12 protein-coding genes and 1 other annotated feature are annotated in these 13,948 nt (G+C 44.2%); of the genes, 10 read left to right on the forward strand and 2 right to left on the reverse strand.

Annotation, left to right across the window (positions count from 1 at the left end):
* Window positions 1–22 precede the first annotated feature (22 nt).
* Together MMB75_RS10020 and MMB75_RS10025 are read left to right on the forward strand one after the other, a co-directional pair.
* Window positions 23–574 (forward strand): O-acetyl-ADP-ribose deacetylase, encoded by a 552-nt coding sequence (locus tag MMB75_RS10020; protein ID WP_045243891.1) that lies wholly within the window; start codon window positions 23–25, stop codon window positions 572–574.
* A gap of 84 nt (window positions 575–658) precedes the next feature.
* Window positions 659–1,132 (forward strand): NUDIX hydrolase, encoded by a 474-nt coding sequence (locus MMB75_RS10025; RefSeq protein WP_016819162.1) that lies wholly within the window; start codon window positions 659–661, stop codon window positions 1,130–1,132.
* A gap of 47 nt (window positions 1,133–1,179) precedes the next feature.
* On the opposite strand, the gene MMB75_RS10030 is transcribed toward MMB75_RS10025, so the two are convergent.
* On the reverse strand, window positions 1,180–2,364 hold the full coding sequence (locus MMB75_RS10030; RefSeq protein ID WP_039277073.1) for an aminotransferase class I/II-fold pyridoxal phosphate-dependent enzyme: 1,185 nt from the start codon (window positions 2,362–2,364) through the stop codon (window positions 1,180–1,182).
* Between the two features lie 42 nt (window positions 2,365–2,406).
* Window positions 2,407–2,645 (reverse strand) — a binding site (T-box leader).
* A gap of 190 nt (window positions 2,646–2,835) precedes the next feature.
* Here MMB75_RS10030 and MMB75_RS10035 point away from each other — a divergent pair.
* The gene (locus MMB75_RS10035; RefSeq protein WP_017425810.1) at window positions 2,836–3,444 is read left to right on the forward strand and encodes a DUF1349 domain-containing protein; all 609 of its coding nucleotides are present in this window, start codon (window positions 2,836–2,838) and stop codon (window positions 3,442–3,444) included.
* Between the two features lie 90 nt (window positions 3,445–3,534).
* Complete coding sequence (locus MMB75_RS10040) at window positions 3,535–4,236, forward strand: DUF1361 domain-containing protein (RefSeq protein WP_045243890.1); 702 nt, start codon at window positions 3,535–3,537, stop codon at window positions 4,234–4,236.
* A gap of 73 nt (window positions 4,237–4,309) precedes the next feature.
* Here the strand turns inward: MMB75_RS10040 and MMB75_RS10045 are convergent, their stop codons facing one another.
* On the reverse strand, window positions 4,310–5,227 hold the full coding sequence (locus tag MMB75_RS10045) for an ArsR/SmtB family transcription factor (protein WP_045243889.1): 918 nt from the start codon (window positions 5,225–5,227) through the stop codon (window positions 4,310–4,312).
* A gap of 510 nt (window positions 5,228–5,737) precedes the next feature.
* Between MMB75_RS10045 and MMB75_RS10050 the strand changes: the two genes are divergently transcribed.
* The 6 genes from MMB75_RS10050 to MMB75_RS10075 all read left to right on the forward strand — a co-directional run bounded on the left by MMB75_RS10050 (window position 5,738) and on the right by MMB75_RS10075 (window position 13,865).
* On the forward strand, window positions 5,738–7,081 hold the full coding sequence (locus MMB75_RS10050) for an ABC transporter substrate-binding protein (protein ID WP_045243888.1): 1,344 nt from the start codon (window positions 5,738–5,740) through the stop codon (window positions 7,079–7,081).
* Between the two features lie 92 nt (window positions 7,082–7,173).
* A complete protein-coding gene (locus MMB75_RS10055; protein WP_013370548.1) occupies window positions 7,174–8,064 on the forward strand; it encodes a carbohydrate ABC transporter permease in 891 nt (296 codons plus the stop codon).
* A gap of 27 nt (window positions 8,065–8,091) precedes the next feature.
* Window positions 8,092–8,934 carry a carbohydrate ABC transporter permease gene (locus MMB75_RS10060; protein WP_019686936.1) on the forward strand — a complete coding sequence of 281 codons (843 nt, stop codon included), beginning with the start codon at window positions 8,092–8,094 and terminating at the stop codon, window positions 8,932–8,934.
* 86 nt (window positions 8,935–9,020) lie between these two features.
* Window positions 9,021–10,406 carry an arabinan endo-1,5-alpha-L-arabinosidase gene (locus MMB75_RS10065; protein ID WP_045243887.1) on the forward strand — a complete coding sequence of 462 codons (1,386 nt, stop codon included), beginning with the start codon at window positions 9,021–9,023 and terminating at the stop codon, window positions 10,404–10,406.
* 40 nt (window positions 10,407–10,446) lie between these two features.
* A complete protein-coding gene (locus MMB75_RS10070; protein ID WP_031463274.1) occupies window positions 10,447–11,415 on the forward strand; it encodes a glycoside hydrolase family 43 protein in 969 nt (322 codons plus the stop codon).
* A gap of 341 nt (window positions 11,416–11,756) precedes the next feature.
* Window positions 11,757–13,865, forward strand: coding sequence for a class I SAM-dependent methyltransferase (locus tag MMB75_RS10075; protein WP_016819173.1), 2,109 nt, complete (start codon window positions 11,757–11,759; stop codon window positions 13,863–13,865).
* The last annotated feature ends 83 nt before the right edge of the window (window positions 13,866–13,948 follow it).

The following is a 13,948-nucleotide window of genomic DNA, read 5'->3' on the forward strand; positions in this document are numbered from 1 at the left end:
TTTTAGAAGAGAAGGAGGATCAATGGATACCCAAATTGAACGATTTAACGTGATCATACGTGTGGTGCAAGGGGATATTACCCGTTGTAAGGCGGATATTATCGTCAATGCAGCAAATACAAGCTTGCTGGGTGGCGGTGGTGTAGATGGTGCGATTCATAGAGCTGGTGGTCCGGCTATATTGGAGGATTGTGTCCGTATCAGAAACAAACAAGGGGGATGTCCGGTAGGAGGCGCGGTTTATACGACGGCTGGCAAGCTGGATGCCCAATATGTTGTTCATACGGTTGGCCCAGTCTGGAATGGTGGCGACCATCAGGAAGAAGAACTATTGGCGACATGCTACCGTCATACACTGCAATTGGCTCTAGAATTGAATGCAAGCAGCATTGCTTTTCCCAATATCAGCACAGGCATCTACCGATTCCCAAAAGAAAAGGCGGCCGAGATTGCTATACAGGAAGTGACATGTTTTGTACAGGAACATGCTGGGTTGAAAGAGATTATTTTTGTTTGTTTTGATGCGGAAAATGCTCAGTTATATAGCCGTAAGCTACAGTCACCTAAAGATTAATTTTTTAGTATACATACTTAAGCTCCTCATTTACCTTAATCCAACGAATGAGTTGATGTAAGAGTGCTCAACTGGAGGTGTGTTATGCTGGCTAAGCTGGTAAATAAAATCCCGCGGGATTGGCTTGTATTCATGTATAAGCATACGCCGTTTACTCGATTGAAAAATGCTTTGGTGTACCGGGCACAACACAAATTTTTAATTGCTGTGCTGGGCATTTTCACGAATGAGGCCGGGGAAGTGCTGCTATTAAAGCACGTATACCGGAAGCAGCCGTGGGGGATTCCCGGCGGCTGGATGGAGCTAGAGCAGCCGGAAATTGCCCTGCGGCGCGAAGTCCGGGAAGAAACCGGGCTGGAGGTAGAGATCACCTCATTGGCGCAAGCCCAGTTTGGCCAGTTGCCGAACCGTGTGGATCTTATTTTTACAGGCCGGGTGATCCCGGGTACCTTTCGACCAAGCGCTGAAATCTCCGACATTTGTTATTGCCGCGTAGGGGAATGGCCGGAAGGTTTGCCAACACACCAGAAAAAGCTTATTCAGAAGTTGCTGAAGTAAATGTTCACCCCATGCTCATGTTCAGTCCATGTTATGGAAAATCGGGTTTACAGGCGTTTCAGGAATACGCTGATGCGTTCCAGAGCCATTTCCAACTGTTCACGCGATGACGCATATGAGCAGCGGATAAAGCCTTCGCCGCCTGGGCCAAATGCGGAACCCGGGACCGTTATAACTCCTTGTTCTTCCAGCAGTCGCTTGGCAAACTGTTCGGAGCTTAACCCTGTATGCGCAATGGAAGGAAAAGCATAGAAGGTACCGTTTGGTTCATGACATGGAAGTCCTGTCTGACATAGGCCGGCAACGAACCATTTTCGACGTTGATTATAGGACTCCATCATACGATCTTTCTCCTCTAGCCCGTTGCGCAGGGATTCAATCGCGGCAATTTGCCCGATAATAGGAGCGCACATGGCTGTATACTGATGGATTTTCAGCATGGCTGAAATCAATTCTTTCGGACCGCATACATAGCCGACCCTCCAGCCTGTCATGGCAAATGCTTTGGAAAAGCCGCTGATGAGCAGGGTGCGTTCTTTCATTCCTGGCAGAGAAGCGAAACTTACATGCTGCTGTCCATAGGTCAATTCAGCATAAATTTCGTCCGATATGACAATAAGATTATGCTCCTCAACCAGACGGGCAATGGGTAGCCAATCCTCATAGGTCATCACCCCGCCTGTCGGGTTGTTCGGATAACAGAGAATAAGCACTTTGGATCGTGGAGTCAGCTTGGATTTGAGCGCCTCAGCTGTCAGCTTAAACTGCTGGTCGGCAGACGTTTCAACCGTTACGGTATGTCCTCCGTTCAAAAATGTGATAGGCGAATACGAAATATAACAGGGTGCTGGTATGAGTATTTCATCGTGTGTTGTGATGAGGGCGCGTAGCGCCAAATCCAATGCTTCACTGCTGCCAACAGTGACCATGATTTCATCTGCCGGGTTATAGGATGTACTGAAGCTGCTCTCCAGATATCCGGCAATTTCCTCGCGAAGCTCAGGGAGACCTGCATTGGGTGTGTATGAGGTTTTACCATTTTCCAGTGCTGTGATACAGGCCTTTCTCACATGTTGAGGGGTTATAAAATCCGGTTCACCGACACCAAGCGATACGATATCTTTTCTGCCTGCACTATATTCAAAAAAACGACGGATACCTGAAGGCGGCATTTCCCGTACAGCCGGAGTCAAAAAATCAGTTATAGATACTGCTGTCGATACATTTGTCATGTTGATTCCTCCTTATTGAAAAACAAAAAAACCCGCCCCTGTAAAAGGGACGAGTTTATACCCGTGTTACCACCCTAGTTTCATTCCATAGGAAATGACACTCTGTTCACGTATCCATCAATACGTGTTCCGGTTAACGCTGGAAAGGCGGCAGAGCTTACTTCAGGTTCAGCCCGCTTCTCAGAGATGGCGTTCAGCTACCCTCGGAATGTTGGCTTTCACCTGCCCCAACTCTCTGCAAATCCGCTGTATAGCTTACTCGTTCTCGTCATTGAAATTTGTTACCGTATCAATTTAGGTGTAATTATAAGCACAACATTTCAGAATAGCAAGTCTTTTTTTATAATTCTGGAAGACAGAAGCATCATCATTGACGACTGGAAGATTACGTATATAGTGGTATCATGGGGAATTCTGCCCCAAAATTTCACTGTGTTAAGACTATATTGGCTAGAGAGGGATGGTGTCCATATGAATGTATTTGAAGGCTTTAACGAAAAGGTTTTGCCTCAAGGATGGAGGTGGATCAACGAACCAACTGTATGGAGCTTCGATGAATCCAAGGCTTTACAAGTCTCTGCACCTTCACAGGCAGATTTTTTTAGAGATCCGTCCGGCGCAGTTATCAAATCGTCCGCTCCTTTTTTGCATACCACCCTACATGGAGATTTTACAATCTGGACGAGGGTTCGTGTCGATATGAAGCAGCCCTATGATTCAGGATGCTTGATGGTGATGGCGGATGATACTCATTGGGCTAAGGTATGCTTTGAATACTTTGAGAATACCCCCTCGATCCTTAGTGTGGTCACACGGGATACATCCGATGATTGTATATCGGGGGCGATGGATGCTTCTAATCCATATTTGCGAGTAACACGAGCTGGAAATTGCTTTGCCTTTCATTATTCCTCGGATGGTCAACATTGGAAACTGGCCAGATATTTTGGCATGAATGTTCCCAGCCAGCTAAAAGTTGGGGTTGTCGCACAATCTCCGGTAGGGGCGGGGTGTAATGTTACCTTTGATACTTTGACGATAACAGATCATGTGTTCGAGGATATACGAAACGTGGAATAAATAAAAGCCCTCTTTCTAAATGTGAAAGCGCTATAAGAGAGAACTGAAGAGACGTAAATACGCGTTCTTAGGCAGGAGGTAGATGGAAGTTTGCTGTTAAGAAGGAAGGGTTACAAGCTGCCCGGTATGTTGGGGGTGATGCTTGTAGCTACGTTGGGCTGTTTCGGACTCATTATGTATCTACAGTCCACAAGCGGGACGAGAATATATCAATTTCTGTACTGGGATATATTCCTGGCATGGGTTCCGGTGTTTATTTCATTGTTCATGGTGGCGTTATTCAGATTGCGAAATGCAAAAGTAAGAAATATTCTTTTATTTTTCGCCGCATGGGTATGGTTGTTTTTTCTGCCGAATGCTCTTTATTTAGTGACCGAACTACTACATGCATTCCGTTTGTACGATGTGAATCCTGGTACGCGTTTTTGGTTGAATACTCAATTTTGGCTAATCTTATTTACGTCCTTTTCGGCCGCTGGAATTGGTCTTTTTCTTACATCCCTTTGTGTATTGATGATCCACCGTATGTTGAGGAAGATTTGTTCAGGTTGGCTTGCATGGGCTGTAGTTTTTGTGATGTTATGGCTGGCCAGCATAGGTGTGTATATAGGCAGATTTGCCCGCTGGAATAGCTGGGATGTGTTGCTGCAACCGCTGGTGCTTTTTGCGGATCTTTGGAGATGGGCAGTACATGCAGGGGAGAAGCTTCATTTGCTGTCCTTTAGCTGGCTGGTGTTTGGGATGGCAATCATCTTTTATCTATTTATTTATATCTCTTTAAGTGAAGATTAGGATTTAGGCCGAGGACATGTATTCAATGAATACAGACTTCGGCCTTTTATCTGTGGCGAATTAGGAGTTGGAGTTATCTTTCTTCGTGTACATCGTAAAGCACGCGCACAAGCAAATCTTGGCCGAAATTTCCGAATCTTTTACCAAAAATAGTGAGTCCTCCTTTGTTTTGCGATTGATCAGATACGGATAAACGCAGTGTAATATCGCTTTTGTAATCAAGTCCAATATCGTCTATGGTGACTTCTGATATACGGCACCCGTCAATGAAGCTTCCATGCTGGTTGATGCGAATTAACTTCAGCATGCCGTATTGATTCAAGTGTGGGGGCCACCAATCAGGATTGAGAACCCCGGGAACAGCTCCAAAATCGCCTGGACTCGTCCAGTGACCGATGGCAATACCATTTATATGAAAACAAAGATCAGACGGATAGTCCTCACAATAACACGGTGCTTCTGATCCCAGCTCTGCGGAAAATTGAATTTCGGTAAAGGATTGATTCGCTTTCAAGTAGTTAGGAATGCGGTATTCCAGAAAGCCTTCTGCCATCCAGATCATTTCAGAGTCCAGTCGCGCGGGATCTGCAAAATAGCGTGGATCATCAAAATCGCCGATAATGCTGTCTTTGGTCACTAATCCACAAGTAGGAACCGCCTGGTAGTTACTATAATGACCGATACGAATTTCTACCTCATACACATTTTTTTGTTCTCTGCTGCGCAGATCTACCATTAGCTTTTCCTTATTTAAATAGCACATTTTTCGGGTCCCGTGTTTACCGCTTACCGTATTGATTTCCACAAGCCCGCATTCTTCCAGTTTGCGAATATGCATCGTAATGGTGCCGTTGCTCAAATTTAGCTTGCTCGCAATATCATTCATACTTTGTCCTTGAACAGCAAGTAACTCAAGAATTTGAATGCGAATTTCCGAGCCCAGTGCTTTGAAAATATCTAACCCCGACATTAAGTCCTTAATATAAATCATAGCTATAGCCCATCCTTATCTATAAAAAATGTAATGTAAGCGCTTATATTTTTACTTTGATTTATGTTAAAATAAAATCATAAAGAAGTAAACTGCTTTTCTGTAAATATTTTTTACTAAAAGAAGAAGAGAGGAAATGACGTTCTAAAATAAGGTGTTTTTTATAATATAAATCGTATTTAAGTATTTTATTTAGTATTCATTGCGAAAATATACTTAAATGCGATTTAATTTTGCTTTTTAAGTTACTCCAATCTATGTTTTATAATTATTTAAAAAGATTGAAAAATGCATTGACGAACCGTAGAATGGCGTGCTATATTTTATTTGTAAACGAATTCATTATTGATAAAGGTAAATGTTAATTATATGGTACATGAGAGGGATGATAATCACAGCGGCAATCAACAACGGGTTGTGTACCGCACAGTTAAAGATTAGGCCGAGTGGTATGAAGTTATTTTAACACTTAATGTATGCGGTTTCATTTTAATTTTAGGAGGGGTCGCGTTGACAAAGAAAAAAGGTTTTGGACTAACAATGGTTGTTCTGTTGTTGATGGTTGCTGCACTGGCAGGCTGTAGTGGAGGAAGTTCCAGTAGCGATGGAAGCAAGGAATTGACTTTCATGTTCCGTGGAGGAACGGATGAGCAGAAGGCTTATAAGGATGTTATCAAGAAATTTGAAGAAGAACATCCTGGTGTAAAGGTTAAAATGGTCGTGACGGCAGCAGACCAATATGCTACAAAGCTTAGAGCTGCAATTACAGGTAACAATCTTCCAGATATCTTCTATTATGCCCCTGGAGATTTGAAAGCTTATGTTAACAGTGGGGTGTTGAAGGATCTGACACCTTATATTGAGAAGAGCAAGGATATAAATCTGGATAACATTTGGAAATACGGTGTAGATTTGTATCGCTATGACGGTAAAATGGCTGGTCAAGGAAATATTTACGGTATGCCGAAGGACTTGGGTCCATTCGCCTTGGGTTATAACAAAACCATGTTTGAAAAAGCAGGTGTTCCATTGCCTGACAAAGACAAACCGTATACATGGGAGGAGTTCATCAAGGTTAACCAAGAGCTGACCAAAGATACTAACGGGGACGGCAAGCCAGATCAATACGGAACAGGCTTTAACGTTCAGTGGGCATTGCAAGCCTTTGTATGGAGTAATGGCGCTGATTGGCTGGATGAGAGCAAAACCAAAGTAACGATTGACGATCCGAAATTTGCGGAAGCGCTTCAGTTCTTTGCTGATATGCAAAACAAATATAAAATTACACCTGGCATTGAACAATCACAAACATTGGACACATATCAACGCTGGATGAAAGGCGAAATGGCGTTCTTCCCAGTAGGGCCTTGGGATATGAGTACATTTGAAAAACTGCCATTCGAATATGATTTGTTGCCTTTCCCAACAGGATCGACTGGCAAACCGGCAACATGGATTGGTTCTCTGGGTATCGGTGTTTCCTCTAAAACAAAATATCCAGATGAAGCTGTAGAATTGGTTAACTATCTGACTACTTCCAAAGAAGGCATGAAGCAGCTCGTAGATGCCAAGGTACAGATTCCGAATCTGCTGGATATGGCTGATGAGTGGGCCAAAGATACAAAAACAAAGCCTAACAACAAACAAGAATTTATTGATATCGTAAAAGACTATGGACGTGCATTACCAGGTAACTATACGTATAACGCAGAATGGTACGATATTTTCTTCACAGATATCCAACCTGTGCTGGATGGCAAAATTACGGCAGCAGATTATGTGAAGCAAGAACAACCGAAGATGCAGAAACTGCTGGATAAAGCGGTGGAGCAAGAGAAAAAATCACAGAAATAATGCGTAAATAGAGGGAAAAGGATGATGTTAGTGGCTGAATATCATGCTGCTAACATCATCTTCATTCCAAATCAGAAACAGAGGTGAGCCCTGTGATAACCAAATCTAATCTCTACCGCAAAGAGAAGATATATGGATACTTATTTATTCTTCCGCCTATTCTCGGTCTGCTAATCTTTACGTTGTTCCCGTTTGTCTATTCGTTATACGGCTCTTTTACAGACTGGGACGGATTGGGACAAATGAACTTTATTGGGTTCGACAATTTTAAGGATTTATTTAGCGATGAACTCTTTTACAAATCGATGTACAATACTCTTTTCTTAATGTTGGGTATTCCAATTGGTCTTGTACTAGCTTTACTACTGGCACTGGGACTGAATCGCAAGATTCCAGGTACGACAACATTTCGTGTGATCTATTATATTCCGGTCATTTCTTCGTTGGCTGCCGTTTCTATTATGTGGAACTGGGCCTACAACGGAGATTATGGTTTGGTGAACCAATTCCTTGAATTGTTCGGTATTAAGGGACCTAACTGGCTGATGGATAAGGACACAGTCAAGCCGGCCCTGATTCTCATGACTGTATGGAAAGGTCTCGGATATACAATGTTGCTATATCTGGCTGCGCTACAAAGCGTATCTCGCTCTTATTATGAAGCAGCAGAGCTGGACGGAGCTAGCGGATTCCAAATGTTCCGCAATATTACATGGCCAATGGTGAAACCAGTAACCTTCTTCCTGGTCGTTACCAACATTATTGGTGGTTCGCAAATCTTTACTGAAATGAACATTATGACACCTACAGGGGGTCCGGAATACTCATCCGCCTCAATTGTCTTCTATATTTGGGATAAGGCATTCAAAAACCTGCAAATGGGATATGCCTCCGCGATGGCTATGATTCTCGGCATCTTCATTTTTATCGTAACTTTGATTCAATTTAAAATGAATGAAAAATCATCCTTTGATGGGGATTGATTTTCGCGGAAAGGAGTGAGGCTGATTATGTCCCATAGTCAAAAAACGAAAGTTACCAATATCATTATCTTTATTGTACTGGCGATTGGAGCGATTGCGATGATCGCGCCGTTGCTTTGGATGTTGTCCACTTCGGTAAAAGAAAAGCAGGATGTCTTTGCACTTCCACCAGTATGGATACCAGAGGTGTTTCAGTTTGGTAAGTACAAGGAAATTTGGGAGGCAGGTCCCCTGTTAAGCGGGATTAAGAACAGTGTGATTGTGGCTGTAAGTGTCACGGTTGTGGGTACTTTCACCTCTAGTGTGGCCGCTTTTGCATTCGCAAAGCTGAGATTCCCTCATAAAAACAAGCTGTTTTTGGCACTCATCGCATCCATGATGATTCCTTACCCAACAGTTATGATTCCACAATTTATGATGTTCTCCAAACTTGGCTGGGTAGATACGCTGTTGCCTCTGATCGTTCCCGGCTTGTTCGGTAATGTAGTCATGATCTTTTTCTTGCGGCAGTATTTGCTCAGTGTACCGGATGCTATTATCGAAGCTGCTAAAATTGACGGAAGCTCTTATTTCCGACTTTATTCATCGATTACGTTTCCGCTCATTAAGCCAGCAGTTGCGGCACAGCTAATTTTATGGTTTATGGGAATTTGGAACGATTACTTGGCACCGATTATTTACTTGAATTCACCAGAAACGCAGACATTGCAGCTGGTTATCGCGAATTTTAATGCGACTTACGCCATTCAGACGGACTATCCGCTTATTATGGCAGCTTCCATAATAGCCTTGTTACCTGTGTTGATTATATTCCTAATCTTCCAGAAACAAATTATTGAGTCGGTTGCCATTTCTGGTGTCAAGGGTTAATTGAAACTTGCACTTGGACAATTCGGATGAATGATGTAACGCAGTCACCCTATGTACTGAGTAAAGGAAGGAGGAGAATTACAGTTATGGTTATGCTGCTAATGCTGGGTCTATCCGGCTGTGGGGATAACACTCCGGACCCTGTATATCCGCAGGCTCCGCCTCCTGATCACTTGTATGATCAAAGTACGATAGACGATGAACAGCGCTGGACTATTAACAATGCTCATGACCCAGCGATTATCAAAACTGATCAGGGATATTATGTCTATTCGACGGATGTAAAGACAGGTGGAGAATTGAGGCCGGGTGTTATGGTGCGCAAATCGACCGACCTGATTCACTGGAGCTGGGTTCAATATGCTTTACCCGGCATTCCAAAGGAAGCGGGGGCATGGTCATCAGCAACGAATCTGTGGGCCCCGGACATTATAAAGATGGGCGATACCTATCGAATGTATTATTCTGCTTCCACATTTGGCAGCACACGATCAGCTATTGGGTTGCAGACATCCAACTCCCCGGAAGGTCCTTGGAAGGATGAGGGGCTGGTTATTAAAACGGATGAGCATGACAAGCTGAATGCAATTGATGCTAATCCAGTATTGGATGCGGATGGAAATCCATGGATGGTATACGGATCCTTTTTCGGCGGCATTTATGTCACACCGCTTGATCCGCAGACTGGGAAGCTCAAGGAATCTGGCTATGGTAAAAATATCGCTGCCAGAGATCGGGCAACCGAGGACGGAGCTGTGGAAGGACCGTACATTGTGTACAATCCTGTGTTCCGTAAATACTACTTGTTCGTCTCGTATGATTCTTTATTCGAGGACTACAATGTTCGCGTAGCCCGCTCGGATTCTATTACAGGTCCGTACGTGGATATAAATGGACATGATATGGCGGATACCAGTTATTTGCCTCAATATGAGATTGGGAACAAGGTGCTGGGTGGTTATCGTTTCAGCGAAGGAGAAGGCTGGGTTGCGCCAGGTCATAATTCCGTGCTGAAGGACGGAGACGATTACTACATTGTTCATCATGCGCGGGGAGAAACGGATAAGAGCTGGCCTTACTTGCATGTGCGCAAAATATTGTGGACGGCTGATGGTTGGCCTGTCGTATCGCCGGAGCGGTATGCGGGCGAAAAGGAGCAGGATATACCCAAAAGGTTATTATCCGGCAACTGGGAGCGCATCATGATAAGGCAAGAAGTAGACGGTCAGGTGGAAGCTGAACCGCTTCGTCTGGAAGCTGGAGGGCGGGCAACCAGTGGTTCTCTGGAAGGTCACTGGAGTTTTGATGGTAGATGTACGCTAACAATGGATTGGAGCAATGCGTCCGAAGGGCCAAAGGAGGAATTGCTATTGCTTCCTTCATGGGACTGGGAGCTCGGTCGTCATACTCTAATTTTCACGGGTATGAATGAAAAAGGAATTTCCATCTGGGGAAAACGTATCAGCGATTAATCATATGAACTACATATTACACATAGAGGAGAGAAAAACCATGAATCATCCTGTATCTTTTAATAATCCGGTCATTGAGCAACGTGCAGACCCTTGGATTTACAAGCATAGTGATGGGTATTATTATTTTACCGGATCTGTGCCAGAGTATGACCGCATTGAGGTTCGGCGGGCACGTACTATTCAAGGCTTGAATACAGCAGAACCAGTGGCAGTGTGGCATAAATATGAAACGGGTCCGTTAAGCGCGAACATTTGGGCACCGGAAATTCATTATATTAACGACAAATGGTACATTTATTTTGCAGCAGCTCGTACTACAGAAACGAAGGAAGGTCTGTTCGACCATCGGATGTTTGTGCTGGAAAATGCTTCAGCTAATCCGCTGGAAGGTGAATGGGTGGAAAAGGGACAGATCAAAACTCGCTGGGAGACGTTTGCTCTCGATGCGACAACCTTCCAGCATAATGGCGTTCTATATTATGTATGGGCTCAGAAAGATCCGGACATCGTAGGTAATTCCAATTTGTATATATCAGAAATGAGCAATCCGTGGACGCTGCGTGGTGAGCAGGTCATGATCTCAACACCAGAATATGACTGGGAAGTTATCGGTTTTAAGGTAAATGAAGGAGCAGCCGTTCTGAAACGGAATGGAAGGATTTTTATCAGCTATTCAGCTAGTGCTACAGATCACAATTATTGCATGGGCCTGCTAACGGCAGACGAGAATGCCAACTTACTTGACCCGAAATCGTGGGCAAAGTCTCCTGCGCCAGTATTCTGCACGAATGAGGAGACAGGTCAATTCGGACCTGGTCACAACAGCTTTACTGTTGCTGAGGATGGTAGTGACGTTATCGTATATCACGCTCGTAATTACAAGGAAATTACAGGTGACCCGCTGTATGATCCGAATCGTCATACACGTGTTCAGCGTTTGAACTGGAATGAGGATGGAACACCTGACTTTGGTATCCCGGTACCAGATGGCGTTTCTGTTGGTTAATCCAGTCGAAATATATGCTAGATGATTGACGTTTCACACAGCGACACTATAATTTTATAAACAACGTAGGAAAATAATTTTGCTGCGTATAACAATGGTAATAAGATACCTTCGACCTTAGGGTTGGAAGGTATCTTTTTGCTTTTGGGAGACGGAGCGAAGTTACGGGTACTTTAAATCATGGGATGCGATACACAGAACATGTCAAGCGAATAATTGATACAAATGTTTAATATTTTCCACGAGATGGAAGCTACAAATGTATGGTAAAGTGTAGGGTATACAAGATATTTTCAAAAGTCTCCTGTGCATACCGAATCGAATCACACGAGGTGAGAAAAATGTTACAATCGTTAAAAGCCATTGCTAATTACAGGAAAGAAAGTGATCTGGCCTGGGATACACCGACCTGGCTAAAGCTACTTGTTTCGGCTGAGGAGCGTATTGTAAATTTGGAGCGCATTCGATCCATAGGTGAGTTAAAGGATGCTAATCCTGTACTGGATTATGTGGAGCGCACACTGCTTATTTTGGACGGCCTTCCATTGTCATTCTGGGTTAAAGAGCTACTGGAGGATGTATTGGTATGGTCTGAGACCGCCAAAGGAGGCACAGTCCGCGAACGGCTACGCTGGCAGCATGAGGGCATTAATTTGTTTGTACATAATATTGGCTCCTCTCAGCTGTATGTCAGACAGGCTCAAGCAGAGTCCCCTGCATACCCGCGTAACAGCATGACCCGGATTCTGATTGAGACGCATGGATTGATCGGACAGTATATACGGGGAGAAATACCTTTTGCGGAAAATCGACTGCTGCTTGAAATTACTCGTAAAGGCTGGCTGAGCTCGGAGGAATTGGAGCTTGTGTTACGAGCACTGAACGAATGCATTATCGCCGGTGTAGATCCTGCATTATGGGAGCAAGTACGCGGTGAAGTGGAGCAGTTAATCGGCTGGATTGCCTGGGATAACGCCCCTGTAGTCTGGAGTGTAAAGGAGCGACTGGAGAGATTGCGGTCGGTTTCGATTCATGAAGGTGAGCCGTTTGAGCAGGCTTACGCCGAGCTGGAGCGGGAGCTGAATGTAGAGAAGGCGCTAGCTCCGCTGGAGAATCGGACACTTTGGTATGTAGAATCAGCTTTGCAGGATTTTTCACTTCAAGAATTGGTTAAGGTATTTTTACTCACGTTGAGGGATGGCACAGGGCAGGAACAGCCTGCAACGGTACGGCATATTAGTTTTGAATCGCTTATGAATACGATGTATTATGACTATCGTGGTGTTAAGAAAATTAACGTATACAAAAAAAGAATGATAGAAAAATATTTAAGCGCATTGTCCTGGCAGGATATCACAAAAGGGAAACGGGAGCATAATCCTCATTTGAGTGTAGTCGTAGAGCATAAGGAGGAGCTGCCAAGTACCGTATTTTTTAATTTTGTATTTTCATCAGCTGCAGAAAAATTGATCGACTTTTGTATTGAGGCAGAAAAGACGCCTCTGTATGACAAAGCAGTCCTGCTGCTGTTTGATCTGTTCGGATTACGGCGCGATGCCTATGATCGCTTTCACAATGAGGAAACATACCTTACAGATATGAACCAGACCGCCGATTTCAAAAGGGTCATTCTAGATTACGTGACTGGAACCCGTATACTGGATATCGGACCTGGCGGGGGCGTACTGCTGGACCTGATCGAGCAGGAAAGACCGGACTCGAAGCCGTTGGGTCTTGATATTTCTGTGAATGTTATTGAGGCTCTTAAACGCAAAAAGCAATTGGAGCACCGTCGTTGGGATGTCATCAAAGGTGATGCGCTTCAATTAGAAGAGTATGTGGAAACGGAGAGCATGGATACGGTTATTTTCTCTTCGATTCTTCACGAGCTGTATTCCTACATTGAACGAGATGGAAAAAGGTTCAATTCACAAACAGTGGAGGCTGCTTTGCATAGCGCCTACCGTGTACTTGCACCCGGCGGGCGCATTATCATTCGTGACGGTATTATGACCGAACCAGTAGAGCAGCGCAGACGCATTCGATTTTTGGAGCCGGACGGAATGGAATGGCTGATGCGGTATGCGCAGGATTTTGCGGGTCGCCCCATTGAAATAGAGCGCATAGGTGAGCATGAGGCTGTTTTGCCGGTAAACGATGCAATGGAATTCCTGTATACCTATACATGGGGGACGGAAGCCTATGTGCATGAGGTACAGGAGCAGTTTGGTTATTTTACTCCGTCACAGTATGAAGAGTGTATTCGTAACACACTTGGACCACAAGCGATTATCCGGTTGAGCCGCCACTATTTGCAGGAGGGCTATGCCGAAGCGCTGTCCAGTCGTGTTGAGTTCATGGATGAGCAAGGTCAGCCGGTTCCTTTGCCAGACAGTACCTGTCTGATCGTAATTGAGAAGCCAAATAACAGGGATGAAGCAACTAAATGATTTTTAATTTAAACAAGAGAATGCCTTCTGAGTTGTGCCAAGCGCACTGGGAAGGCATTTTTTTGGAAAACGAATGGAGGTGC

It is taken from the genome of Paenibacillus sp. P2(2022), assembly GCF_029522175.1.
Lineage (GTDB): Bacteria > Bacillota > Bacilli > Paenibacillales > Paenibacillaceae > Paenibacillus > Paenibacillus polymyxa.